Annotated in this window: 16 protein-coding genes and 1 pseudogene; 7 read left to right on the top strand and 10 right to left on the bottom strand. The window is 63.8% G+C overall.

Translation table 11 applies throughout. The features are described from left to right. Positions 1-115: 115 nt before the first annotated feature. The 4 genes from RCO31_RS33890 to RCO31_RS33875 all read right to left on the bottom strand — a co-directional run bounded on the left by RCO31_RS33890 (position 116) and on the right by RCO31_RS33875 (position 4,755). On the bottom strand, positions 116-1,282 hold the full coding sequence (locus tag RCO31_RS33890; RefSeq protein ID WP_308972800.1) for an acyl-CoA dehydrogenase family protein: 1,167 nt from the start codon (positions 1,280-1,282) through the stop codon (positions 116-118). Between the two features lie 2 nt (positions 1,283-1,284). Next, complete coding sequence (locus RCO31_RS33885; RefSeq protein ID WP_308972799.1) at positions 1,285-2,517, bottom strand: CoA transferase; 1,233 nt, start codon at positions 2,515-2,517, stop codon at positions 1,285-1,287. 186 nt (positions 2,518-2,703) lie between these two features. Further along, positions 2,704-3,873, bottom strand: coding sequence for an acetyl-CoA acetyltransferase (locus RCO31_RS33880; protein ID WP_308972798.1), 1,170 nt, complete (start codon positions 3,871-3,873; stop codon positions 2,704-2,706). Positions 3,874-3,984: 111 nt separating this feature from the next. Further along, positions 3,985-4,755 carry a VOC family protein gene (locus RCO31_RS33875; RefSeq protein ID WP_308972797.1) on the bottom strand — a complete coding sequence of 257 codons (771 nt, stop codon included), beginning with the start codon at positions 4,753-4,755 and terminating at the stop codon, positions 3,985-3,987. Between the two features lie 69 nt (positions 4,756-4,824). Between RCO31_RS33875 and RCO31_RS33870 the strand changes: the two genes are divergently transcribed. Then, on the top strand, positions 4,825-6,054 hold the full coding sequence (locus RCO31_RS33870; RefSeq protein WP_308972796.1) for a TIGR03862 family flavoprotein: 1,230 nt from the start codon (positions 4,825-4,827) through the stop codon (positions 6,052-6,054). Between the two features lie 138 nt (positions 6,055-6,192). On the opposite strand, the gene RCO31_RS33865 is transcribed toward RCO31_RS33870, so the two are convergent. The 3 genes from RCO31_RS33865 to RCO31_RS33855 are packed head-to-tail and all read right to left on the bottom strand — an operon-like array spanning position 6,193 to position 9,368. Next, complete coding sequence (locus RCO31_RS33865) at positions 6,193-8,010, bottom strand: ATP-binding cassette domain-containing protein (RefSeq protein ID WP_308972795.1); 1,818 nt, start codon at positions 8,008-8,010, stop codon at positions 6,193-6,195. Between the two features lie 15 nt (positions 8,011-8,025). Then, positions 8,026-8,493, bottom strand: a complete 468-nt coding sequence (locus RCO31_RS33860; protein ID WP_308972794.1) for a YaiI/YqxD family protein — start codon at positions 8,491-8,493, stop codon at positions 8,026-8,028. A 53-nt stretch (positions 8,494-8,546) separates the two neighbouring features. Next, positions 8,547-9,368, bottom strand: a complete 822-nt coding sequence (locus RCO31_RS33855; protein WP_308972803.1) for an enoyl-CoA hydratase — start codon at positions 9,366-9,368, stop codon at positions 8,547-8,549. A 182-nt stretch (positions 9,369-9,550) separates the two neighbouring features. On the opposite strand from RCO31_RS33855, the gene RCO31_RS33850 reads away from it, so the two are divergent. From RCO31_RS33850 to RCO31_RS33830, 5 genes are all read left to right on the top strand, one after another. Next, positions 9,551-9,931: a VOC family protein gene (locus tag RCO31_RS33850; protein ID WP_308972793.1), complete on the top strand. Its 381-nt coding sequence runs from the start codon at positions 9,551-9,553 to the stop codon at positions 9,929-9,931. A 172-nt stretch (positions 9,932-10,103) separates the two neighbouring features. Then, entirely contained in the window at positions 10,104-12,503 is a 2,400-nt protein-coding gene (locus tag RCO31_RS33845; RefSeq protein ID WP_308972792.1) for a CoA transferase, read from the top strand. A gap of 22 nt (positions 12,504-12,525) precedes the next feature. Then, positions 12,526-13,407 (top strand): enoyl-CoA hydratase-related protein, encoded by an 882-nt coding sequence (locus tag RCO31_RS33840; RefSeq protein WP_308972791.1) that lies wholly within the window; start codon positions 12,526-12,528, stop codon positions 13,405-13,407. A 351-nt stretch (positions 13,408-13,758) separates the two neighbouring features. Beyond that, on the top strand, positions 13,759-14,940 hold the full coding sequence (locus RCO31_RS33835) for a M20 aminoacylase family protein (protein WP_308972790.1): 1,182 nt from the start codon (positions 13,759-13,761) through the stop codon (positions 14,938-14,940). Positions 14,941-15,061: 121 nt separating this feature from the next. Then, complete coding sequence (locus tag RCO31_RS33830; protein WP_308972789.1) at positions 15,062-16,237, top strand: M20 aminoacylase family protein; 1,176 nt, start codon at positions 15,062-15,064, stop codon at positions 16,235-16,237. Between the two features lie 316 nt (positions 16,238-16,553). Here the strand turns inward: RCO31_RS33830 and RCO31_RS33825 are convergent, their stop codons facing one another. Both RCO31_RS33825 and RCO31_RS33820 read right to left on the bottom strand, forming a co-directional pair. Beyond that, positions 16,554-18,593, bottom strand: a complete 2,040-nt coding sequence (locus RCO31_RS33825; RefSeq protein ID WP_308972802.1) for a TRAP transporter permease — start codon at positions 18,591-18,593, stop codon at positions 16,554-16,556. Positions 18,594-18,688: 95 nt separating this feature from the next. Continuing rightward, positions 18,689-19,840, bottom strand: a complete 1,152-nt coding sequence (locus RCO31_RS33820) for a TAXI family TRAP transporter solute-binding subunit (RefSeq protein ID WP_308972788.1) — start codon at positions 19,838-19,840, stop codon at positions 18,689-18,691. 272 nt (positions 19,841-20,112) lie between these two features. Here RCO31_RS33820 and RCO31_RS33815 point away from each other — a divergent pair, with 272 nt between their 5' ends. Beyond that, positions 20,113-21,783, top strand: a complete 1,671-nt coding sequence (locus RCO31_RS33815; RefSeq protein ID WP_308972787.1) for a thiamine pyrophosphate-binding protein — start codon at positions 20,113-20,115, stop codon at positions 21,781-21,783. A gap of 170 nt (positions 21,784-21,953) precedes the next feature. Here RCO31_RS33815 and RCO31_RS33810 read toward each other — a convergent pair. Continuing rightward, a pseudogene (locus RCO31_RS33810) lies at positions 21,954-22,556 on the bottom strand (UdgX family uracil-DNA binding protein); the annotation flags it as partial. Positions 22,557-22,822: the final 266 nt, after the last annotated feature.

Below are 22,822 nucleotides of genomic sequence, written 5' to 3'. Positions count from 1 at the left end.
TGCGAATTTCTGATCCATAAACGACACTAGAATCATAAACTTGCTAGTGTCCTGATCGAATCCGAAGTTCGCTCTGAGCTCGCTGCAAAGTATAGCGAACTTCGGATTCGGGACACTAGTAGGATTTCGGCAGGCCGAGCACTTTCTCGGCGATAAAGCTCAAGATCAGCTGCGGGCTGATCGGCGCAATGCGCGGGATCAGGCTTTCACGCAGGTAACGCTCCACGTGGTACTCGCGCGCGTAGCCGAAACCACCGTGGGTCATCACCGCCTGCTCGCAGGCGTGGAAGCCTGCTTCGGCAGCGAGGTACTTCGCGGAGTTGGCAGCGGCACCGCAGGACATGTGGTTATCGTACTGCCACGACGCCGACATCGTCATCAGCCAGGCGGCCTCGAGCTCCATCCAGTTCTTCGCCAGCGGGTGCTGGATCGCCTGGTTCTTGCCGATCTGCCGGTTGAAGACGATGCGATTCTTCGCATAGTCGGCGGCGCGGTTCAGCGCGACCATGCCGAGCCCCACCGCTTCGGCGGCGATCAGGATGCGCTCGGGATTCATCCCGTGCAGGATGTATTCGAAGCCGCGGCCTTCCTCGCCGATGCGGTCCTCAACTGGAATCTCGAAGTTCTCGAAGAACAGCTCGTTCGAATCGACGGCCTTGCGGCCCATCTTCTCGATCTCGCGGGTGTGCACGCGCTCGCGGTCGAAATCGGTGTAGAACAGGCTGAGGCCGTTGGTCGGGTTCTTGATCTCCTCCAGTGGTGTGGTGCGCGCCAACAGCAGCATCTTGTCGGCGACCTGCGCGGTCGAGATCCACACCTTCTGGCCGTTGACGACGTAGCGATCGCCCTTGCGCTCGGCGCGCAGTTTCAGTTGCGTGGTGTTCAGCCCTGTGTTCGGCTCGGTGACGGCAAAGCAGGATTTCTGCTTGCCCTCGGCCATCGGCGGCAGCATGCGCTTGCGCTGCTCGTCATTGCCGAAAACGACCACCGGGTTCAGCCCGAAGATGTTCATGTGGATCGCGGATGCGCCCGACATGCCGGCGCCGGATTCGGCGATCGTACGCATGATGATCGCAGCCTCGGTGATGCCGAGGCCGGAGCCGCCATATTCTTCCGGGATGCAGACGCCGAGCCAGCCGGCATCCGCCATCGCCTTATGGAATTCGAAGGGGAAACCTCCTTCGCGATCCCTGGTCAGCCAATAGGTGTCGTCGAAATCCCGGCAGAGCTGGGCGACCGTATCACGAATGGTTTCCTGGTTTTCCGTCAGCGCAAAATCCATCGTCAGCCTCGTGCGACCTTCTTCGTTTCTGGCGCAGGTGCTGTGGGCGCCAAGGTGACGCCGTTGCGGAGCAGGGCGGCGATCTCGTCGTCGCTGTATCCGGCTTCCTTCAGGATCTCAACGGCATGTTCGCTCCGCCGTGGCGCAAGGCGGGGCGTCTCGACCGGCGTGTCCGACCAGGTGGCGGCCGGCCGCATGCTGCGGATCGTTCCTTCGGTCGGGTGCTCGACGGACTGGAAGAAGTCGGTCGCTTTGAGGTGAGGGTCGTCGAGAATGCTGATGAGGTCGTGCACCGGCATCACCGGAATGTCCGCCTTGACCATCAGCTCGAGCCACTCGGCCGTCGGCCGCGTCATGAAGATGCGGCCGAGTTCGGCCAACACGTGGTCGATATTGGTCAGCCGTCCGTTGAAGGTTGAGAATTTCGGATCGCTGCGCAGGTCATCGCGCTTCGTCGCATCGAAGAAGCTGTTCCACTGCTTGTCGGTGTAGATGATGACGCTGATGAAGCCGTCCGCGGTGGCGTAGGGCCGGCGGTCTTTCGCCATCTGCCGCGAGTATCCGCCCTGATCGAGCGGCGGGTCGAAGGTCAGGCCGCCGAGGTGATCGCCGAGCACGAAGCCCGCCATGGTCTCGAACATCGGTACGTCGAGGCGCTGGCCCTTGCCGGTCCGGTCGCGGTGGACAATGCTGGCGAGGATCGCGCCGACGGCGGTCAGTCCGACGACCCGGTCGGCAAGCGCAGTCGGCACATAGCGCGGGGGTCCGTCAGCGGCGCGGGCGATCAGGTGCGAAAGGCCGGAGCCTCCCTGCAGCAGATCGTCATAGGCCGGCTTTGCCGCGTAGGGACCGTCCTGTCCGAATCCGAACAATCCGGCATAGATGATGCGGGGGTTGATGGCGGCGACGTCGTCATAGCCGAGCTTCAGGCGCGCCATCGCCTGTGGCCGCACGTTGTAGATCAGTACGTCGGCGTCCGACGCAAGGCGCAGCAGGGCCTCGCGGCCGGCCGCCTGCTTGAGGTCCAGCACGATCGAGCGCTTTGAGCGATTGCAGTTGAGGAAGATGGGTCCCATGTCCGGGTTGCGCGAAGGCCCGATCTGTCGCGTGATGTCCCCTTCAGGCGATTCCACCTTGATCACGTCGGCGCCGTAGTCGCCGAGGATCTGCGTAGCGTAAGGCCCCATCAACACCGACGTCATGTCGATGATCCTGACGCCGTGAAGCGGTCCCATGCTTGGTTGTTTCCTCAGGTTGTTAGCGTTCGCACAAAGCAATGCTTCGTCATTGCGAACCATAGCCGTTCGAAGAACGGCGTCGCTTCGCTCGCCGATGGCGAAGCAATCCAGGGTCGCGCACTCAGTGCTTGTTGTTCTGGATTGCTTCGTCGCTCCGCTCCTCGCAATGACGAGCGGGGCGGCTTATTTCGCCGGCTCGAGGATCGAGACGTAGTTCGCGACCGCGGCGCCGCCCATGTTGAAGATGCCGCCGAGCTTGGCGTCCTTGATCTGCATGCCTTCCGGCGCCTGGCCGGCAAGCTGCATCGCCGTCATCACATGCATCGAGACGCCGGTCGCGCCGATCGGATGGCCCTTGGCCTTCAGTCCGCCCGACGGATTGATCGGCAGCTTGCCGCCGATGTGCGTCCAGCCTTCCTTGATTGCGCGTGCGCCCTGACCCTTCGGCGTCAGCCCCATGGCCTCGTATTCGATCAGCTCGGCAATGGTGAAGCAGTCGTGCGTTTCGACGAAGGAGAGGTCGGAGAGCGTGACGCCTGCTGACTGCAGAGCCCGCTGCCAGGCGACCGCGCAGCCTTCGAAGTCGAGGATGTCGCGCTTCGACATCGGCAGGAAATCCTGCGCATGCGCGGTGGCGCGGATATTGATCGCCTTGTTCATCGACTTGGCGGTCTCGCCGTCAGTGATCACCAGCGCGGCTGCGCCGTCCGACACCAGCGAGCAGTCGGTGCGCTTCAGGGGACCTGCAACGAACGGGTTCTTCTCACCCTCGGCGCGGCAGAATTCATAGCCGAAATCCTTGCGCATCTGTGCGTAAGGGTTGGCGACGCCGTTCTTGTGGTTCTTGGCGGCGATCATTGCTAGCGCGTCGGACTGGTCGCCATAACGCTGAAAATAGCCCTTGGCGATGTTGCCGAACACTCCGGCGAAGCCCGCGGGCGTGTCGCCGTCCTCCGGCAGGTAGGAGGCGCGAAGCAAATTCTTGCCGATCTCGGGGCCTGGGGTACGGGTCATCTGCTCGACGCCCACCACCAGCACGGTCTTGGCGGTTCCGGCCCTGATCGACTTCACCGCCTGATGGACGGCTGCGGAACCCGTGGCGCAGGCATTCTCCACGCGCGTCGCCGGCTTGAAGCGGAGGCCGGCGTCAGCCTGCAGCACCAGCGAGGCGGTAAAATCCTGGGGGGAGAAGCCGGCGTTGAAGTGGCCGAGCACCATCTCGTCGATATCGGAGGCGGTGACGCCGGCATCTGCCATTGCCTCGCCGGCGGCGCGAACCACCAGGCTTTCCACGGTCTCGTTGTCGAACTTGCCGAACGGGGTGTGGGCCCATCCGACGATGCTGGCAGTCATGGCGCGTCTCCCGGCTGAAGGTGCAAAGTTGCACAGAATTTAGAGGCTGGAAACGCGGTTGCCAATGCGTCCGGAACGCAGGTCGGACCCGAATTTCCGCCGTCAGTCGTCCTAACCGACCTGTCCCTGCACCCTGAAATTCACCCCGCCGAGGTGAAACGAGGTGCCTTGCACGCGATGTCCGCGCTCGACCGCGCGGGCCAACGTCTGGGCGATGTCCGCGACCTCGACGATGATCGCGCCAAGGCACTCGGTTTCACCCTTGACGAAGCGGATCGTTCCGTCCTCGAAGGTAAGCAGGGAATCGTCCTTGTCGCGGGTCAGCGGCGCCTCGATGATCTTCGACCAGTGGGCCGCGATGTCGTCCGGCTGCGGGCTCTCGATCTCGATGCCGAGCATGCGCTTGGTCACATCGGTCTTGACGAAGTCTTTCCAGTTCGGTCCGGCAGGTGACCACGTGCCCATGCGGCCGTCGCCGCCGGTGGAATGGCCGAACTCGATGAACGCGGCGCGGCAGTCGCGAGGGTGCAGCTGGACGTTCTGGTAGCCCTCGCGGTCGATCACATGCGCGACACGGACGCCCATGCCCTCCGCATGTTTCTGGCGGCGCCGCACGTCGTTCGCCTGGAAGATCGCCATATAGCCGCCGTGGCCCTTGCTGCGTTCGATGAAACGCCCGCCGGCGGTGTTCGGCTGTGTCGGCGCGACGATCTCCAGGAAGTTCGTGCCGACCATCATCAGCGCGTTTTCCAGACCATACTTGGCGACATTGCCGTCACGGTAGCAGACGCGAATGCCGAAAATCTCTTCGAGGTCTGCGACCACGGGCGCAAGCCGCGGTGCGGCCAGACAGATTTGACGAAGCCGGAGATAGTCGGCCATGTGAGCCCCTTCTTCTTGTTGTGCGTTTCCTCTTCAAGGCTAACAGACCGGCGAAATCGTGTGCAAGCGATGACACAGACATCATCTGAGCAAACTGCTGCAGTGATCGGCGCCGGTCCGGCCGGCCTGATGGCGGCGGAGGTGCTCGGCGAAGCCGGCGTCCGCGTCACCGTTTACGAGCAGATGCCATCGGTCGGGCGCAAGTTCCTGCTCGCTGGCCGCGGTGGTCTCAATCTCACCCACAGCGAGCCGATCGAGGCTTTCGTCGCCCGCTATCGCGGCGCCGTGCAGGTCGTGGCCGCCGTCGAAGCCTTTCCGCCACGCGCTTTGCGGGCGTGGGCCGACGCGCTGGGACAAGAAACTTTTGTCGGCACCAGCGGACGCGTGTTTCCAAAAGCAATGAAGGCCTCGCCGCTGTTGCGTGCCTGGCTGCGCCGGCTCGCGGCAACAGGGGTCACGTTCAACCTGCGCCATCGCTGGCTTGGCTGGCGGGACGGGGGGCTGCTGTTCAGAGCACCAGATGGCGAGACGATCGTCCGGCCGGACCTCACCATTCTCGCGCTGGGCGGAGCGAGCTGGCCACATCTCGGTTCGAATGGCCAATGGGCCGATGCGCTGCCCGAGCAGGGCGTCGCCGTTTCGCCCTTGAAGCCCGCGAACTGCGGCTTTCTTGTCGGCTGGTCGGAGACGTTCCGGACGCGCTTCGAGGGGCAGCCGTTGAAAGGCGTCGCGCTCACGTTTGCCGGGCGCACCGTGCGCGGTGAAGCCATCATCACGTCGTCAGGCATCGAGGGCGGCGCGGTTTATGCCATCTCCGCGGATTTGCGCGACGCGGTTCTGCAGAACGGCGCGGCAGAGCTCCACGTTGCGCTGCGTCCCGACAGCACGGCGTCGGAGCTCGAGGCGCGGCTTGCGAAGCCGCGCGGCAAGCAGTCGATATCCACATTCCTGCGCAAGGCGCTCAACCTGCAGCCTGCGGCGATCGGCTTGCTGCAGGAAGCCGCCGTGCTTGCCGGCGAAAGTCTCGCAGCGCTATCGAACCGCGAACTCGCCGCGCGCATCAATCACTGTCCCGTGCGCATCGCGGGTGTCGCGCCGATGGCGCGGGCGATCTCGTCGGCCGGCGGAATTTCGTTGGCGTCCGTCGACGACGACTTCATGCTGCGGCAAATGCCCGGCACCTTCGTCGCCGGCGAAATGCTGGACTGGGAAGCGCCGACCGGCGGCTATCTGCTGCAAGCATGCTTTGCGACCGGAATGGCAGCGGGGAAGGGCGCGGTGAAGTGGCTGAGGCGCTAGCCACATTCGTGATTACGAGCGAAGCGAAGCAATCCAGTCTGTAGCCCGGATGAGCGAAATCCGGGGACTGAGTCGATGATGAAAAATCCCGGATGTCGCTTCGCTCATCCGGGCTACAGGCGTTCACTCGCAACGACGCTAACCCCCCAGTTCCTCGCGCAGCATCTCGAGCTCCAGCCAGCGCTCCTCGGCCTGGTGCAGCTTGTCCTGGGCTGCCGCCAGCACCATCGACGTGGCCTCGAACCTCTTGCGGTCTTTCGCAAAGAGCTCAGGATCAGCCAGCAGCTTCTGATGCGCGGCGATCTCGGCCTGCAGTGTCGCCATGGTTTTCGGCAGTGTTTCCAGCGCGTGCTTCTCGTTGAAGCTGAGCTTTCGCTTGGTCGGTTGCGGCCGTGTTGCGGCCTCGTCGGGTTTGCTCCTGGCCGTCTCGATCTTTGCGCTGGCCTTCGACGTTGGTCGGGCGACGTCGGCGCCGCGCTGCTTCAGCATGTCGCTGTAGCCGCCGGCATATTCGACCCACTTGCCGTCGCCTTCCGGCACGATCACGGCGCTGACGACGCGGTCGAGGAAGTCGCGATCATGGCTGATCAGCAGCACGGTGCCCTGATAGTCGCCGAGCATCTCCTCTAGCACGTCGAGTGTTTCGAGGTCGAGATCGTTGGTCGGTTCGTCGAGCACCAGCACATTGGACGGCTTCGCCAGCGCGCGCGCCAGCATCAGCCGTCCGCGCTCGCCGCCGGAGAGTACGCGGAGCGGCGTGCGCATCTGCTCCTTCGCAAACAGGAAGTCCTGCATGTAGCTGACGACATGCTTTGGCTTGTCGCCGATCATCACCGTGTCGCCGCGGCCGCCGGTCAGTGCGTCAGCCAGCGTCGTCTCGCCGTCGAGGCTTTCGCGATGCTGGTCGAGGGTTGCCATCTCGAGATTGACTCCAAGCCGCAGCGTGCCGGCGTCCGGCGGCAGCGCGCCGGTCAAAAGGCTCACCAGCGTGGTCTTGCCGCTGCCGTTGGGACCGACGATGCCGATGCGATCGCCGCGCTGGATGCGGGTGGAGAAGTCCACGACGATCGGCCGGTCGTCGAAGGCGATGCTGAGACCCTTCGCCTCGAGCACCATCGCGCCGGATTTCTCCGCTGTCGCTGCCGCGAGGTTGGCCTTGCCGGTCGCGCCCTTGTATGTGCGCCGCGCTTCGCGCAGAGCCTGCAGGTTGGCGAGCCGTTTGACGTTGCGCTTGCGCCGCCCGGAGACGCCGTAGCGCAGCCAGTGCTCCTCGGCGACGATCTTGCGGTCGAGCTTGTGCTGGTTCAGCTCCTCCTCGGCGAGCATCTCGTCGCGCCATGTTTCGAAGTCCGCGAAGCCGCGCTCGATCCGCCGGGTCTCGCCGCGGTCGAGCCAGACGGTGGCCCGCGAGAGGTTCGACAGGAAGCGGCGGTCGTGGCTGATGATGACCAGCGCGGAATTTCTGCTGTCCAGCTCCCGCTCCAGCCATTCGATGGTTGGAAGATCGAGATGGTTGGTCGGCTCGTCCAGGAGGAGAATGTCGGGCGAGGGCGCCAGCACCCGCGCCAGCGCCGCCCGCCGCGCTTCTCCGCCGGAAAGATGCGCGGGGTCTTCGTCTCCGGTCAGGCCGAGCTGTTCCAGCAGGTAGCGCGCCGTGTGCCGATCGTCGGCCGGACCGAGCCCGGCTTCGACATAGGCGAGCGTTGTTGCGGCGCCGCCGAAATCCGGTTCCTGCGGCAGGTAGCGAACGGTTGCGCCGGGCTCGATGAAGCGTGTGCCGTGGTCCTGCTCGACGAGTCCGCCCGCGATCTTCAGCAAGGTCGATTTGCCCGAGCCATTGCGGCCGACAAGGCAGACGCGTTCGCCGGGAGACAGGCTGAGCTCGGCGGCGGTCAAAAGCGGTGTGCCGCCGAACGTCAGCGCGATATCCTTCAACTGGATCAGTGGTGGAGCCATCGTCAGCCTTGTAAGTTACGCACGCTGCCGGCGACGGATCGTCTGATCGAGCGCGGAGAGAAAGGCCGAGCGGTCTGAAGACTTGAACGGGGCAGGGCCCCCTGTCACTTCGCCACTCGAGCGCAGGTCGTGCATCAGGTTGCGAACGGCAAGCGCCATGCCGATCGACTCCTCGGTGAATGCGCGGCCGTTCGGCGCAATCACCGCCGCGCCCGCCTTCACGCATCGGCTTGCGAGCGGCACATCGGCGGTGATGACGATCGAAGCGCTGTTCGCGCGCTCGGCGATCCAGTTGTCCGCGGCATCCATGTCGGCGCCCGCAGCCACACGCTCGATCAGCGGATCCTGCGGCACGCGGATGAAGCCGCCGGCCACCACCGTGACCGGCACCGCATGCCGTGCGGCGACCTTGTAGATCTCGTCCTTCACCGGGCAGGCGTCGGCATCGACGAAGATGCGCAAGGGGCTAGCAGAGCTGATCATGGCGCCGCGTTACACCAGGGCGCCATCGCGGCGCAACCGCTTGGCGCTAAACCCTACCGCCCCTTGAACTGCGGCTTGCGCTTGGCCATGAACGCGGTACGGCCTTCCTTGAAGTCCTCGCTGTCCATGCACGTCGTGCCGATATCCTTGATCGCCTGCATGTCGCGCTGGCTCGCGTCCTTGAGGATCTCGGCGATGGTGATCTTGGCCGCTGAGATAGCGAGCGGCGCATTCTCGGCGATCTGCTGCGCGATCTCCATGGTGGCGTTCCAGAGGTCGGTCTCGCTGACGAGACGGTCGATCAGACCGATATTGTAGGCCTCCGATGCATCGATCCGCCCGGCGGTGAACATCAGCAGCCGCGCCCGCGACGGGCCGACCAGCTGCACCAGGTGCGTGAGGGCGTCATAGCCGTAGGCGATGCTGAGCTTTGCCGCCGGAATGCCGAACTGGCTTCCCTCCGCGGCGATGCGCATGTCGGCGGACATGGCCAGCGCCAGCCCGCCGCCCATGCAGAAGCCCTGAATGCAGGCGATGGTCGGCTTCGGAAAGGCCGCGAGCATCTCGCGCGGCCTGCCGCTACGCCGGGCGTATTCCTCGGACGCTGCCGCATTGTTCCGGTTCTTCTCGAACTGGCTGATGTCGGCGCCTGAGACGAACGCCTTGCCGCCGGCGCCGACCAGCACCACGACCCGCACATTGGGATCGTCACGGAACACCTCCAGCACCTCGGCTGCGGCTTCCCACATCTCGATCGACATGGCGTTGCGCTTTTCCGGGTTGTTGAACGTCAGGATGCCGATGCCGTCCGACACGCTTTGGAGAATTTTGCCGTCGGCATATTCCTTGGCGGTACTTTTGGCGGCGATGTTCATCATGGCTGTTCCGATCTGCAGGGGATTCTGCAAGTTGTTCCGTTTTGCGGCATGCGCTCACGCGTATGATAGCCCGAAATGATTGGCATGGCGACCCAAGGGAACGCGGGCCGCGGACTTGCCGTTACGATGGTTGCCATCGTTTGTCATGGGCTTCAGCTTCGATTCAAGGTTAACTCGCGATGCTCAGGATCGGCTCGATCGTTTGGGGCGTGCGGGATGTTCCCCGTGCCATCCAGTTCTGGTCCGCTGCGCTCGACTATCGGCCGCTTCGTGAACCGTCTGCGGACTGGGCGATTCTGGTGCCGCGCAGCGGGGTGGGCGCCCAACTCGCCATCACGGTGGTGAGTTCGGATGCCAGGGACCACCAGCGCCATCACCTCGATCTCTATGCGGAGGATGCCGACGCCGAAATCATCCGGCTGATCGGACTGGGCGCACGCCGCGTTGAGTGGCGCTATCCGCCCGGAGCAGACTATGTCGTCCTGGCCGACCCTGATGGCAACACGTTTTGCGTGGTTGAGAAACACGGCGACCAGACGATGCCTGCTTCGACCGATTGACGTCGCGTGACAGCTCGCACAACTGTCGTTCCGTTCGCGACATTGACGCCCTTAGCTCTCGATCTAGAATGCCCTGAAAAGAAACGGGGCACGGGAGGGACGGCATGCGCGGCGACACTTTCGGCGAGCGCTCGCCGCCACCGCAAGCCGTCCAGGCCGGGCTTTCACGCTTATGAGCGCCGCGCTCGCCGACTTTCGCATTCTCGACCTGAGCGACAGCATCGCCGGTCAATTCGGCTGCCGGATGATGGCGGACTTCGGCGCCGAGGTGACACTGGTCGAACCGCCATCGGGCTCACCGATCCGTCACATGCCGCCCTTCGATCCCTCCGGGGAGGGTGCAGCTTCGCTGCTGTTCTTCCATCTCAATCTGGGAAAGCGCTCGATCGTGCTCGATCGCAATACCGAAGCGGGCCGTGCGAGACTGCTCGATCTCGTCAAATCCGTCGACGCCGTCGTCGTCGGTCTCGACGCGGACCGTGACGCGCTGCGACGGGCCAACCCGCAATGCGTCGTGACGTTGGTCTCGGACTTCGGCGACGACGGGCCTTATCGGCACTGGCGCGGCAGCGAGATGATCTTCCAGGCCTTGTCGGGGATGATGTATGTCAACGGATCAGGCGACCGCGAGCCGCTCTACGGCGTCGGCCACCGCGCGCAATATGCGGCAGGTGTGGGTGTCTATATCGCAACGCTCGCCGCACTCTATGCGCGAAAGGTGACCCTGCAAGGGCAGCAGGTCGCGCTCGACGTCGCGATGAACACCTCGTCAATGGCGCCGCCCGCGACCGTCGAATACGCTTACAGCAAAATGCAGGACCCGCGCGGCGAGCGCCGCTCGCCATTCATGGTGGTGAGATGCCGCGACGGGTTTGTCAGCATCTGGGTGCATCTGCACGTGTGGCCCGGCTTCTGCAAGGCGGCAGGCATCGGCGAACTGGAGCACGACCCGCGCTTCGCGAAAGGCAAGGAACGGCAGGACAATTGGACGGCGCTGACTGCCGCCGTGCAGGAGCGGGTAGCCGACCTGTCGGGTGATGAATTCCTCGACCGGCTTTTGAAGGAACGCATCGCGGCTGCAAAAGCCTACACGCCGAGGCAGCTTTGGAACGGCACGCCGCATCTGATCGAGCGCAACTACTGGCAGAGCGTCGCGACGCCTTCAGGGCCGCGGCCGATCCTGGGGCCGCCGTTCCGCCTGAGCCGCACGCCGCGCGATGTCCGCAATGGTGCGCCGCGGCTCGGCGAGCATGATGCGCAAGCCGTTGACGCCGCTCGGCGCCCAGGGGCGGCAAATGAGCAAGCCGCTCCGATGACCTCGCGAGGGCCGCTCGCCGGTTTGCGCGTGCTGGATTTCACCACCGCCTGGGCCGGGCCGATGACAGGTCGCATCCTGGCTTTCCTCGGCGCCGAGGTGATCAAGGTGGAGTCCGCTTCGCGTCCCGATACCTGGCGGATGCATAACGCTGTGCTTCAGGCGAAGCGCTATCCCGGTGGCGAGCCGGGGGAGCGACCCTACAACCGCGTGGCGCTGTTCAATTCCCAGAACCACAACAAGCTCGGACTGTCGCTCGATATCAAGCATTCGAAAGGGCTTGCGGCGATGCACCGGCTGGCAGCAACGGCCGACGTGGCGATCTGCAACTTCACGGCGGGGACACTGGCGCGCATGGGCGTCGGTTATGAGGCGCTGAAGAAGATCAAAAGCGACATCATCGTCCTCGAGATGCCGGGTTTCGGCAACACCGGGCCATTGTCGAAGGCGGCGGCGAACGGCGCAACGATGGAGATGGCGGCCGGCATGTGCGCCATGATTGGTTATGCCGGCGGCGCGCCGACGACCACCGGGCAGGTCTATCCCGATCCCATAGGCGGCTACAACGGTGCGGCCGCTGTGATGACGGCGTTGATGCACCGGCAGGCGACCGGCGAGGGCCAGTATATCGAACTGTCGCAGGTCGAAGCCGCGATGCAGTTCATCGGTGAAGAACTGCTTTATGCGATCGCCGCGGAAAAAGACCCGGAACTGCACGGCAACCGCGTCCGCTGGGCTGCGCCGCATGATGCGTACCCGGCGGAAGGCAACGACGAGTGGGTGGCAATCGCCATCGGCGACGACGAGGAGTGGCGGCGGTTCTGCACGATCATCGACAGGCCTGAGCTTGCTGGTGATGCGCGCTTTTCGACCTTCAAGGCCCGCTGGGAACACCAGGAGCTGCTGCGCGAGCCGATCTCGCAATGGAGCCGGCAACACGCGAAGGCGACGATCGCCGACGCGTTGCAGGCCCAAGGCATTCGTGCGGCGCCGGTGAACGCGCCCAGGGATGTGACCGAAAGCCCTTATCTCGCCGCGCGCGAGGCTTTCGTGACGCTGACCCATCCCGACGCCGGTACACATCCCTACATGACGCTGCCGTTCCGCTTGAGCCTGACGCCGGGCAGCCAGCACCGCGCATCGCCTTGCCTCGGCGCCGATACGCGGAAGGTCCTGCTCGACCTCGCCGGCCTCACTGTCGACGAGCTCGATGAACTCGATCGCGAGGGCGTGACCTGCAACGTCCCGGCCGCGTAACAATCACCAGAAGGATAATCCCATGACCGGCTATCAGCACATCAAATACGCGACGAAACCGTCCGATTACAAACACATCAGGTATGAGGTGAAGGACAGGATTGCGCGCATCACGCTGAACCGCCCCGAGCACGCCAATGTGCAGAGCACGATCCTTCTGGAAGAGCTGGACCACGCGATCGATGCGGCGGGTGCGGACCTCGATGTGCGCGTGATCGTGCTGTCGGGTGAGGGCAAGAACTGGTCGGCCGGGCACGATCTGGGTACGCCGGAGGAGATGGCGCACCGCAAGGATTATCCGCTCGAGGATGGCACGCGCGGCATCTTCGAGCGGTCCTGGCGCCTTTATGTCGACATGCACCTGCGCTGGCGCAACGTCGCAAAGCCGATGATCTGCGCCGTACACGGTTACTGCATCTTCGGCGGCTGGATGGTCGCCTCCACCGCTGACATCATCTTCGCGTCCGAGGACGCTCTGTTTCTCGGTTCGGCGTTCCAGTACTTTTCAATTCCCTACGACATCCATCATCGCAAGGCGAAGGAGTTCCTGTTCCAGAGCAAGTTCATCGATGCGCAGCAGGCAAAGGAAATGGGCCTCGTCAATCGCGTCGTCCCCCGCGACAAGCTGATGGAGGAGACGCTGGCCTACGCCGCCGATGTTGCTGCGAATGACCCGTTCGACATGCGCATGACGAAGCTGGCGATCAACCAGGCGCTGGACGCGCAAGGTTTCACCTCGCACATCATGTCTGCGCATTCGACCTACGTCACCCGCCGCATGGGCTCCATGGATCCGGGCTATGTGCTGCCGAACCCTAAGGACGCGGGGAAGAACCGCATGCCGATGGTGCAGGTGGCCATGGATCGCTACAAGCGCGACCAGGAACGAAACAAGAAGGGGTGAGGGGCAGTAACGAACGCCGACCTCGCGAAGGCGCGCTGAGAGCGCCTTCGCACTACGACCGCCGAACGCCCGCACCCTGGCCATCTCCCCGGCAGAGGGGACGAGGCCGAGCGCGTGGCTGTTTCTTGCGCACAGCGATAACGCGAATCCGCGAGCCTCTTTCCTTCGTCGCAACTTAGTGATGAACTGGCGACCTTCAGTCGTCATGCGCGGGCTGGGCGGCGTGATCGTGGTGGCCGTAGCCCGGATAAGCGAAGCGATATCCGCGGCAAGCCTCCCGGATGGGGCTTCGCTTATCCGGGCTATGAGCTTTCGCTTCGCTCCTTGCCGCTTCGCTAAAAAGGGACTCTCATGCCGATCGTCAATCGCGTCGCCGATCTTGCGTCCGACATTGCCGCCTGGCGGCAGGATATTCACGCCCATCCGGAACTTCTCTACGAGGTGCATCGCACGGCGGCATTCGTCGCGGAACGGCTCAAGGAATTCGGCTGTGACGAGGTGGTGACCGGCCTTGGCCGCACCGGCGTCGTCGGCCTCATCAAGGGGCGGAAACCGGCGGCGGCCGATGGGCAGGAGATCAGGACTCTTGGCCTGCGCGCGGACATGGACGCGCTGCCGCTCCAGGAGATCACCGGCGTTCCCTACGCGTCGAAAAATCCCGGCGTCATGCATGCCTGCGGTCACGACGGCCACACGGCCATGTTGCTCGGAGCCGCCCGTTATCTGGCCGAGACGCGGAACTTTGCAGGCGACGTCGCCGTGATCTTCCAGCCCGCCGAGGAGGGCGGTGCAGGCGCCAAGGCGATGATCAATGATGGGTTGATGGATCGCTTCGCGATCGATCAGGTCTACGGCATGCACAACTCACCGGAGCTTGCGGTCGGCAAATTCGCAATCCGTCGTGGGCCCTACATGGCTTCGATGGACGAGATTCACATTGCGATCGAAGGGATCGGTGGACACGCCGCGCGCCCGCACAAGTGCATCGATCCGGTTCTGACCGGCGCGCAGCTCGTCACGTCTCTGCAGTCAATCGTTTCGCGCAGCGTCGATCCACTGGAGGCGGCAGTCATCTCCATGTGCCAGTTTCACGCCGGTGACGCGCTCAACATCATCCCGCAAACGGCAAAACTCGCCGGCACGGTCCGTACACTGAAGCCGCAGGTGCGTGACCTGATCGAGAAGCGGATGAACGAGGTGGTCGAGGGGGTGGCGGCGCTGACCGGGGCGAAGATTGCGCTCGACTACGACCGGGGTTACCCGGTGCTGGTCAATCACGCGGCCCAAACCGACATTGCCGCGCGCGTTGCCTCCGAAGTCGCAGGCGCGGACAATGTCAAGACGACGGTGCCGCCGATCATGGGGGCCGAGGATTTTGCCTACATGCTCGAAGAAAGACCGGGCGCGTTCATCTTCATCGGCAACGGCGATTCCGCCGGGCTGCATAATCCTGCTTACAACTTCAACGACGACGCGATCGTCTTCGGCACCTCGTACTGGATAAGGCTGGTCGAGACACAATTGGCGGCTTAATTGGTGGCCGTAGCCCGGGTGAGCGCAGCGACACCCGGGGTCTGCTCTCCACCAAGGATCACCCGGATGTCGCTTCGCTCATCCGGGCTACAAGGCTTCGCTTCGCTCAAAAGGGACCCTCATGCCTGTCGTCAACCGTGTCGCTGATCTTGCTCCCGACATCGCCGCCTGGCGGCAGGACATCCACGCGCATCCGGAGCTGCTTTATGAGGTGCACCGCACGGCCGCCCTGGTGGCCGAACGGCTGAAGGAATTTGGTTGCGATGAGGTGGTGACCGGTATCGGCCGCACCGGCGTCGTCGGTGTGATCAAGGGCCGCAAGGCGGCGGAGGGACAGGAGATCCGGACGCTCGGTCTGCGCGCCGACATGGATGCGCTGCCGATCGTGGAGGCCACCGGCGTTCCGTATGCGTCAAAGAATTCCGGTGTCATGCACGCTTGCGGGCATGATGGCCACACCGCCATGCTGCTAGGCGCGGCACGCTATCTGGCCGAGACGCGAAATTTCGAAGGCAGCGTGGTCGTGATCTTCCAGCCGGCCGAGGAGGGAGGTGCCGGCGCGAAGGCGATGATGGACGATGGGTTGATGAAGCGCTTCGGCATCGACCAGGTCTACGGCATGCACAGTGCGCCGGGGCTTGCGGTGGGCAAGTTTGCGATCCGGCCGGGTCCGTATATGGCATCGGGCAACCGCATCAACATCACGGTCGAAGGTCGTGGTGGTCATGCGGGGTGGCCGCACCAGACGATCGATCCCGTGGTGGTGGGCGCCCAGCTTGTCGTGGCGCTGCAATCGATCGTTTCGCGGAGCGTCGATCCGCTCGAGGCGGCAGTGGTTTCAATGACCATGTTTCATGCCGGCGACGCCACCAACGTCATCCCGGACAAGGCACAGCTCAACGGGACCGTTCGCACGCTCAACCCGGAGGTCCGCGAACTCGTGGGCAAGCGGGTCAGGGAGGTGGTCGACGGGGTGGCGGCGCTCACTGGCGCGAAGATCGATCTCGACTACCGCGCCGGCTATCCGGTGCTGGTCAATCACGTCGCGCAGACCGAGATTGCAGCGCGTGTGGCGGCGGAGGTCGCGGGTGCCAGCAATGTGATTTCAGACGCGCCGCCGATGCTGGGGGCCGAGGACTTTGCCTTCATGCTCGAGGAAAAGCCCGGCGCCTTCATCTTCATCGGCAATGGCGATTCAGCCGGGTTGCATCATCCTGCCTACAACTTCAACGACGACGCGATCGTCTACGGCACTTCTTACTGGATTAGGCTGGCCGAGACGCAGTTGGCGGGATAGCGCGGTATTGCGAGGTCGTAGCCCGGATGAGCGAAGCGACATCCGGGGGCTGACTGCGCGGTACGTCTGTGCCGTCATTGCGAGGCATAGCCATTCGAAGAACGGCGTCGCTTCGCTCGTCCCATAGCCGTTCGAAGAACGGCGTCGCTTCGCTCGTCCCATAGCCGTTCGAAGAACGGCGTCGCTTCGCTCGTCCCATAGCCGTTCGAAGAACGGCGTCGCTTCGCTCGCCTATGGCGACGAAGCAATCCAGTGCAGCGTTTGCCGCAATCTCAGACTGGATTGCTTCGCTTCGCTCGCAATGACGGCCTTCCCCTCACGCCGCCGCGGGCGCGTCGGCGCGACGCGTCAGCATCAGCGCCACCAGCACTGTCGGCACGAGGATCGCGGCGCCGAGCCCTGTGATCTGGACTTGCGAGAGCGGGTTGATGCCGCCGCCCGGCGTGGCAATGATGAAGCCACCGATCACCAGCAGCACGCGTAATGGCCACTCCAGCGTGCCGGTCTTGCGCAGATCGCCGATGAAGGCCTGGTAGCCCTGGATGCCGCCGCAGATGAACAGGATGCCGACACCGGCGAGCGCCATCAGGCCGAGCGCGGCGAGGTAGCTTCCCTGCAGCACCAGCGCCGGGTTCATCACGAAGAAGAACGGCAGGAAGTAGATGATGCTGCCGACCCACATCGATTCCCAACCCGTCCGCATCGCCGGTGCCCCCGCGATGCCGGCTGCGGCGAAGGAGGCTATGGCGACCGGTGGCGTGATCGAGGACAGCATGCCCCAGTAGAAGATGAACATGTGCACGGCCATCTTGTTGAGGCCGGCCTTCTCCAGCGCAGGTGCGATCAGGATCGCGAGGAAGATATAGCAGGCCGTCGTCGTCAGGCCGAGGCCGAGGATCAGGCTGGTGATGGCGCACATGACGAGCAGCAGGAAGGCGTTGTCGCCGGCGATGCGCAGCAGGTCGTTGGCGAGGCTCGACACGACGCCGGTCATCGAGAACGCGCCGATCAAAAGGCCGCAGCCCGCAAGGATGCCGATCAGCTCGACGAACGTGCGCCCGTTGACCTCGAAGAATTTTGCGATGGTCGCGAACGTCCAGCGCGTCTCCTTCGAAAAGATCTGGTTCAGCACCAATAGCAGCGCGGTCGCATAGAACGGTGCGTGGCTCTCGCGCTTGAAGTAGAGCAGCATCACGATCAGCAGCGCGATCACGAAGATGTAGTACCAGCCTTCCTTGATCGTATCCCAGACCCGCGGCAGCTCGGATCGCTGCAGGCCCTTCAGGTTGTGACGGGCGGCGAAGGAGTCCACCTGCATGAACAGGCCGGCATAGTAAAGGAATGCCGGAATGATTGCGGCGGCGGCGACCTCGGCGTAGCTGATGTTGAGGAACTGGGCGATGACGAAGGCGGTTGCGCCCATCACCGGCGGCGCCAGCACCGCGCCGGTCGACGCGCAGGCCTCGATCGCCGCAGCATAGGACGCGCGGAAGCCTGTCTTCTTCATGGTCGGGATCGTCATTGTGCCGGCGGTCAGCACGTTGGAGATGATCGAGCCGGACATCATGCCGAGCAGGCCGGAGGCGAAGATGCAGACCTTTGCCGCACCGCCGCGGAAGGTGCCGCACGCCGCGAACGAGATGTTGATGAAGAACTTGCCCGCGCCGGTCATCATCAGCGCGGTGCCGAACACGAGGAAGCCGATGACCGTGTCGGCGAACGCCTGGACCGGGATCCCGAGCAGGCTCTCGCCGGACAGCACGTGATAGGAGGTTGCGAGTTCGAGCGTCGATTGCGTCCCGCGGAACGGCCCAAGCCAGCTCGCCTCCGCAAACAGCGGATAGACTGTGAACGGCAGTACGCTGAGCAGCAGGCTCCAGCCGCCCGTACGCCGCAGCGCCTCCATCAGGACGACCCACATGATGACACCGGCGACAATCACGCCCTGCGGCGCGCCGCCAAACTCCCAGCCGTTGGCCGCGGCTGCGCGGATATAGGTCATCAGATAGAGCGAGGCGGCGAACGTGACCACGAACAGCGCGAGATCGTACCAGGGTAAGCGATCGAGCGGCGCGCTGTTGGTTGCCGGGAACATCAGGAACGTGAACGGCAGCATCAGCGCGATCAGGAGATAGAAATACTCCGTATTGAGCTGCGTGTAGCCGATGAAGAAGCGCAGGGCGAACTGCTGGTTGATGCAAAGGAAGATCGTCAGCGCGGTTGCTGCGATCAGCATCCAGCGCCAGAAGCCTTTCAGCGTACGGACTCGCGTGACTTCGGCTTCATTCAGGCCCGCCGCGGGGGCATGCGGATCGTCGAAAACGACTTTCTTTGATGCATCGGCAGCCGCGTCCATGGCGGCTGCCGAAGCTGGCGCAGGACCGGAAGAAGGGATGGTCGGCATGGGTGCTCCGCGTTTCTAGTCCGGCCCGATCAAAGGCGGCTTTCCGATCAGCCTTCCATTCCCGCTTTGGACAGCGCGGCCGCGCGCGCCTTCGTCCAGCCGTCCGCGAATGCCTTGGGATCGGACGGCGGGTTGGCCTTGGTATAGTCGGCCCACGCCGCAGCAAGCGTTTCCTGCCGCTTGAACAAGTTGTTGTTGTGCTTTTCCTGGTCGTCGCTCCACGCGCCGACTTCCTTGAGCGCTTTCACCGCGCCCTTGTGCACCGGCACCGACCAGTTCTTCGTCTGCAGCTTCGCCGCCATGCCGATCGCGCCCGGAGCCGCATCCTTGTAGGCGTCATAGCCGTCGATCATCGCCTTGGTGAGCATGTAGACGTCGTCTTCCGACTGACGGGCGTAGACCGTGTAGATCGGATACGGGTAGTTCGAGAGCTGGATCGGCTTGTCCTTGGAGATGCCGCCGGCGCCGCAGGTCGCGACGTGCGGATTGATGAACGGCGTGACCTTCTGCAGGCGCGCCCAGCCGGCCTTGTCGTCAGCCGGCGTCGGCGGCCAGGTGATCCCCCGTGGAGACGTTTCCAGTTCCTTGGCGGGACCGGTGATGGTCGTGCCGTAGGCTGCGTCGACGTCGTTGTTGACCACGCCCTTCCACATCGCGCCGTAGCTTGCGAACTCGACGGCCTTCACATCCTTCTCGGTGAGGTTGGCGAAGGCCAGCACGCCGAGCGTGTTCTGGTTCAGCGCCGGCGAGCCGACCACGAAGCCGACGCGCTTGCCTTTCAGGTCCGCGACCGTCTTCACGCCGATGTCGCCTGCGACGCCGAGGCTGCCGGCATTGCAATCCACGGTCGTGAGAGTGATCTGAACCGCCTGCGGGCCCCACTCCTTCGTGCCGAACTCGAACAGGCCTTCCTGTGCGAAGTAGACGCCGGAGCCCATGCCTGAGGCGATCGCGCGGCCGGTGCGCAGCGGCTGCAGGCGCGCCACGTCATTGCCAGCGGGCAGGACGCGGACGTCGCTGCCGTACTTGTCCTTCATCATCTTGCCGATGGCGACCGTAATGTTGAAACCGGCAGTGCCGGTGTCATACGCCGTCATGGTCATGGTCGACGGCAGTTTCACTTGCGCGAGTGCGGGCGCCGCCATGATCGCGGTGCCGGCCAAAGCAACCGACGCAAGCTTGATGATCGGATAAGTCACTTCAGTACCTCCCGTTGGGGCTTTTTTGTGCGAGTTTTTTCGCAAGTATTTCTTGGTGTCCATAGGCGAGCGAAGCGACGCCGTTCTTCGAACGGCTATGGACGACACCGGTGATGGTTCAGCCATGCATTAACATCGATAACGAGGTCAAGTGGCTAACCGTCGCTTTCTGCACGGAAAATGCGCGCTAGCAGACCGAGTCACCGCAGTCGCAGATCGTCTCCGGACCTGTTACAAAGGGATACAGGTTCCGGGTCTTAAGAGGTTAACGCGTGAGAGCTCAAGGCAAATCCCGCAGCGGCGGCCGCATTCTTGTCGATCAGCTGCAAATACAGGGCGTGGAGCGTTTGAGTTGCGTGCCGGGCGAGAGCTTTCTTGCCGTGCTGGACGCGCTTTATGACGCGTCGATCGATGTGCTGGTTTGTCGCCAGGAAGGCGGCGCCGCGATCATGGCGGAAGCTTACGGAAAATTGACCGGCCGACCAGGCGTCTGCTTCGTTACCCGCGGTCCGGGCTCCATGAACGGCAGCCACGGCATTCACATTGCCGCGCAGGATTCCACGCCGATGATCATGTTCGTCGGGCAGGTCGAGCGCGGTATGCGCGAACGCGAGGCCTTTCAGGAGCTCGACTACAAGGCGGTGTTCGGCTCGATTGCCAAGTGGGTGGTGGAGATCGACAGCGCCGAGCGGATTCCCGAGCTTGTCGCGCGCGCCTTCCGCGTCGCCACGCAGGGTCGACCTGGACCAGTGGTTGTATCTCTGCCGGAAGACATCCTGACCGAGATGTCGGATACGGCCGATGCGCCGCGGGTGGAGCCTGCTGACACGAGCCCGTCCGATGCGGACATGAAAGCGCTCGGCGAGCTGGTGAAGGCGGCGAAGAAGCCGTTCATGATCGTCGGCGGCTCGCGCTGGAGCGCCGCCGCCTGCAACGCGGTCGCCGACTTTGCGGCGCGCGCCGGAATTCCGGTCGCAGCCTCATTCCGCCGCGCGCAGTTGTTTCCCGCGGATCATCCGAATTTCGCTGGCGACCTTGGCATTGGCCCCAATCCGAAGCTTGCCGCGCGGATCAAGGAAGCGGATCTGTTGCTGCTGGTCGGTGGTCGCATGTCGGAGACGCCGTCTTCGGCCTATACGCTGATCGACGTGCCGACGCCGAAGCAGAAACTGGTGCATGTGCATCCGGGCGCGGAAGAGCTTGGGCGCGTCTATCAGCCGGCGCTCGCCATCCAGGCGAGCCCGATCGCCTTCGCGACAAAGCTCGCGGCGCTTGACATCGGTTCACGCGGCAACGCGGAGGAGGCGGCAACCGCGCACGCAGATTATCTCGCCTGGTCCGATAACCCGCGCAAGCTGCCCGGCCGCTTCCAATATGGTGAGGTCATGTGCTGGCTGCGCGACCGGCTGCCGAAGGACGCGATCATCTGCAACGGTGCGGGCAATTACGCCGGATGGATCCATCGCTTCTTCCGCTTCAACCAGTTCGGCACCCAGCTCGCGCCGACCTCCGGTTCGATGGGCTATGGACTGCCCGCGGCGGTGATGGCGAAACGGCAGCAATCGGGCAAAGTCGTCATCGCTTTTGCCGGCGACGGCTGCTTCCTGATGAACGGCCAGGAGTTCGCGACCGCGGTGCAATACGATATTCCGCTGATCGCGATCGTGGTCGACAACGGCATGTACGGCACCATCCGCATGCATCAGGAGAACAACTACCCGCATCGGGTGTCGTCGACCGATTTGAAGAACCCGGATTTCGCCGCGCTTGCGCACGCCTATGGCGGTCACGGCGAGCGGGTCGAGACCACGGAAGAATTCCAGCCGGCGTTCGAGCGGGCGCTGGCGTCGGGCAAGCCCGCGATCCTGCACTGCCTGCTGGACCCGCAGGCGATCACCGCTGCGCGCACGATCGATGAATTGAGAGCCGCTGCGAAAACTTGATCCTCATTGCGAGGCATAGCCGTTCGAAGAACGGCGTCGCTTCGCTCGCCTATAGCCGTTCGAAGAACGGCGTCGCTTCGCTCGCCTATGGGGCGACGAAGCAATCCAGCGCGGCATTTGCCGCAACTTCAGACTGGATTGCTTCGCTTTGCTCGCAATGACGGGCAAGATCACGCCGCGCGAGCGGCCTTCGGCAAGCTCGCCGCAGCGACTTTCAGGTCGTCGACGAAGCGGCGATACTCGCGCCGCTTGGACGCCTCGTCCGGCACGCGCAAGAGATAGGACGGGTGCACCGTCACCAGCGCTTTCACGCCATCGTTGGTATCCAGGATCTTTCCACGCACCTTGCCGATGGTGGTGATCTTGCCCATCACCGACTGCGCCGCCGTCGCACCGAGCGCCACGACCAGCGATGGCTTGATGGCGTCCAATTCGCCCTCGTACCACTGGCGGCAGGCGCGGATTTCCGGCGTGACCGGCTTCTGATGGATCCGGATCTTGCCGCGTGGCACGAATTTGAAGTGCTTCACGGCGTTGGTCACATAGGTCTTTTCGCGCCTGATGCCGGCGTCCTTCAATGCCCGGTCAAGAATTCGTCCGGCAGGTCCGACGAACGGCTTTCCGGCAAGGTCTTCCTTGTCGCCGGGCTGCTCGCCGACGAACATGATTTCCGCGCTGGCCGGACCTTCACCAAACACGGTTTGCGTTGCATTCCGCCACAGTGGACAGGCGCGGCAGTCCTCGGCCTCGCGACGCAACTCATGAAGTTTCGTGCCTGTACGCAGGCTCGCTTTCATGGCCAGTTCCTCCGGCTCGCTGGAAATTCAATTGATGAAGCACCGGGAAGTTCCGACGAGCGGTGAGTAGCGCTTCATCATTGCGAGAAACGAAGCGACACCCAGTCTGACGCTGCGACAAAGCTCCGTCATTGCGAGCAACCATTAAACGGCGGCCGGGGATTTGATCCAAGGAGTGCTTCGGGCGAGGATGGTATTGGCGAAGACGAGAAGCTTTCTGGCGCAGGCGACGAGAGCGAGTT

It is taken from the genome of Bradyrhizobium sp. LHD-71, assembly GCF_031157255.1.
Lineage (GTDB): Bacteria > Pseudomonadota > Alphaproteobacteria > Rhizobiales > Xanthobacteraceae > P52-10.
The sequence above is the reverse complement of the archived record's forward strand: the minus strand, read 5'-3'. Positions and strand labels throughout refer to the sequence as shown.

Bases quoted from the DNA above. Each gene is read 5' to 3' on its own strand.
- RCO31_RS33890 (WP_308972800.1), bottom strand. From the start codon at position 1,282: ATGGATTTTGCGCTGACGGAAAACCAGGAAACCATTCGTGATACGGTC.
- RCO31_RS33885 (WP_308972799.1), bottom strand. From the start codon at position 2,517: ATGGGACCGCTTCACGGCGTCAGGATCATCGACATGACGTCGGTGTTG.
- RCO31_RS33880 (WP_308972798.1), bottom strand. From the start codon at position 3,873: ATGACTGCCAGCATCGTCGGATGGGCCCACACCCCGTTCGGCAAGTTC.
- RCO31_RS33875 (WP_308972797.1), bottom strand. From the start codon at position 4,755: ATGGCCGACTATCTCCGGCTTCGTCAAATCTGTCTGGCCGCACCGCGG.
- RCO31_RS33870 (WP_308972796.1), top strand. From the start codon at position 4,825: ATGACACAGACATCATCTGAGCAAACTGCTGCAGTGATCGGCGCCGGT.
- RCO31_RS33865 (WP_308972795.1), bottom strand. From the start codon at position 8,010: ATGGCTCCACCACTGATCCAGTTGAAGGATATCGCGCTGACGTTCGGC.
- RCO31_RS33860 (WP_308972794.1), bottom strand. From the start codon at position 8,493: ATGATCAGCTCTGCTAGCCCCTTGCGCATCTTCGTCGATGCCGACGCC.
- RCO31_RS33855 (WP_308972803.1), bottom strand. From the start codon at position 9,368: ATGAACATCGCCGCCAAAAGTACCGCCAAGGAATATGCCGACGGCAAA.
- RCO31_RS33850 (WP_308972793.1), top strand. From the start codon at position 9,551: ATGCTCAGGATCGGCTCGATCGTTTGGGGCGTGCGGGATGTTCCCCGT.
- RCO31_RS33845 (WP_308972792.1), top strand. From the start codon at position 10,104: ATGAGCGCCGCGCTCGCCGACTTTCGCATTCTCGACCTGAGCGACAGC.
- RCO31_RS33840 (WP_308972791.1), top strand. From the start codon at position 12,526: ATGACCGGCTATCAGCACATCAAATACGCGACGAAACCGTCCGATTAC.
- RCO31_RS33835 (WP_308972790.1), top strand. From the start codon at position 13,759: ATGCCGATCGTCAATCGCGTCGCCGATCTTGCGTCCGACATTGCCGCC.
- RCO31_RS33830 (WP_308972789.1), top strand. From the start codon at position 15,062: ATGCCTGTCGTCAACCGTGTCGCTGATCTTGCTCCCGACATCGCCGCC.
- RCO31_RS33825 (WP_308972802.1), bottom strand. From the start codon at position 18,593: ATGGACGCGGCTGCCGATGCATCAAAGAAAGTCGTTTTCGACGATCCG.